The 2401-nt window shown below is 40.0% G+C and carries 2 protein-coding genes; one reads left to right on the top strand and one right to left on the bottom strand.

Features of this window, described 5'->3' with window-relative positions:
- Positions 1-375: 375 nt before the first annotated feature.
- Positions 376-930 carry a hypothetical protein gene (locus tag AACW06_RS19170; protein ID WP_192076282.1) on the bottom strand — a complete coding sequence of 185 codons (555 nt, stop codon included), beginning with the start codon at positions 928-930 and terminating at the stop codon, positions 376-378.
- A gap of 278 nt (positions 931-1208) precedes the next feature.
- Between AACW06_RS19170 and AACW06_RS19165 the strand changes: the two genes are divergently transcribed.
- On the top strand, positions 1209-1343 hold the full coding sequence (locus AACW06_RS19165; RefSeq protein WP_301002687.1) for a hypothetical protein: 135 nt from the start codon (positions 1209-1211) through the stop codon (positions 1341-1343).
- Positions 1344-2401 lie beyond the last annotated feature (1058 nt).

The raw sequence follows: 2401 nt of genomic DNA, 5'->3' as shown, positions 1-2401 counted from the left end.
AATGCATTTCAATTGAAGCGATTTGAAACCGATAAAACTCAACACAAACCAGATCCAAAACTTAATTGAGGCAACCCAAGAACCTTGAAAACGATCAATCTCAGATTGTTCAAGAATCCATTTCGACCAAGCCAACTTGCCGAAAACACGGAGCGAATTCTCAATAAAATCGTAGAATTAACCTCAAAAACTCATCAAACACATAACGCCGCGTTAAGTGGTGAGCAACGCACGCCACCGTACCTAAACCATTGTGCCGTAGACACTAAAGCTGAATCAAACTGAAAATGCCGAGCGTTGGGAATCCATCTTAAACGCTTTGTTATAAATACATTGCTTACAAGCATCCCGCTTAAATTCTCACCACACAGAGAATTACTCTTTGTCTAAATGTAGTTGGCAGTTGATCTTCTCGAAGCCAATTAGTGTCTTAGAATATATAAGGCTAACTGTAGCGGGCAGATTTTTCTCAATAATGTGGTTGTAATATCCCCGACAAGTTATGCTTTTCCCGTCATCAGAAACCACTACTAACGCTGCCCGAGATCTTCCAATAGTCGTTGACTTTGACTCAAGTATGCTCAGCCCAGTAGTCACTCTTTTATCTAGCTCAATACTTTGATCAATCGTCGAAAGTAAGAAAGTTGTTGCTACCCATAATAAGAAAGCAACTGTTGACTTCGAGTATTTTTCATACCAACGGTTTTTCTTAGGCCCATATTGTTTGAATGTACTGCTTTCAACCGGAGTCTGATTTCGAGACTGTACCCTAATAAATTTCACAACAAACATTAAATAGACAATGACTGCAGATACAAGCATTACTACAGCAGAGTAAAGAAAATTATGGGTTACATCATAGTTAATCTCTGAAAAAACGTAGATATAAAAGACCAAACATATAGCTTCGCCTACAAACCAAAACTTCAATGTACTCTCCCTCACATTCGAATATGTATTCTTCCAAGAACCACCAGACTCAAAAGTAGATGGTATTTATAACGCTGCGTTAAGTGGTGAGCAACGCGACCACAATCCTAAACCATTGCGCCTTAAACACAACACTCAACATAGAGCCGAAACTCCCAAGCGTTGGGAATCCGTCTTAAACGCCTAGTTAGCTGCTGCACTTTCGCTAGCAAATTACGCCAAAGTGCCTAATTTGAAACACATTATTGCTTTCAAAGGGCAAAGTAAAACAGACAGCTGTGAAATTAAAACCCAATCCACGAAATGCGCTTGGCAAAGAAGAAATGACCGAAAAAATCACCATTCCTGAGCTCGGTAATTTACAAAGAATTCTATCGAAAAAACCAACGACAAAGCACACGAAACACATTTAGTCATTCATGAATTGAAGCAACAAAGAAACCATGCCAACGAACTTAACAAACACAACATTTCCCGTAAGCAGACTTCGTTAAGTTCAAACACTTCCCGAAAAGTGCCACTGGCGAGATAGTTGAGAAACTGAGATTTGTCCGGTGTGTAGCTAGAAAACCCAAAGCCTTTCCACCCTAAATTCACCGTTTTTCTTAACCCCAGCTAACGCCCAATTAAGTGGTGAACAACGCACTGACCAAGCCGCTGCATTGCACCGTAAAACACTTTACCTGACGCATAGTAAAACTGCCATGCGTTGAGAATCCACTTGAATTGCTTGTTATGTGAATTTTACCGTGAATTCAAAGTAAACCACCGTAGAAATGAAGAAATTTGAATAAGTTACGTACAAAAGCGATGCTGACCAAACCATAAATTTCACAGCGATCTTAGCCAAAGAGAGCCACTTACAGAATCAACAACAAAGAAAGCGCCCTTTCAGCCACAACAAAACCTTTTGCTTCACCAGACTTTCAGAGCTGAATGTCAGCAAGCAAATCAGTCAAAAAGACATTTCAATTAAAGCGATTTGAAACTGACTAAACTCAACACAAACCAGATCCAAAACTTAATTGAGGCAACCCAAGAAACTTAAAAACGATCAATCTCAGGTTGTTCAAGAATTCATTTCGACCAAGCCAACTTGCCGAAAATACAGAACGAATTCTCAATGAAATCGTAGAAGTAACCTCAAAAACTCATCCAACACATAACGCTGCGTTAAGTGGTGAGCAACGCGACCACAATCCTAAACCATTGCGCCTTAAACACAAAACTCAACCTAGAGTCGAAACTCCCAAGCGTTGGGAATCCGTCTTAAACGCCTAGTTAGCTGCTTCACTTTCGCTAGCAAATTACGCCAAAATGCCTAATTTGAAACACATTATTGCCTTCAAACGGCAAAGTAAAACAGACAGCTGTGAAATTAAAACCCAATCCACGAAATGCGCTTGGCAAAGAAGAAATGACCGAGGAAATCACCATTCCTGAGCTCGGTAATTTGCAAAGAATTCTATCG

The sequence above is a fragment of the Vibrio sp. S12_S33 genome (assembly GCF_963889785.1).
In the GTDB taxonomy this organism is placed as follows: Bacteria; Pseudomonadota; Gammaproteobacteria; order Enterobacterales; family Vibrionaceae; genus Vibrio; species Vibrio aestuarianus.
This window is presented reverse-complemented; position numbering and strand designations above follow the sequence as displayed.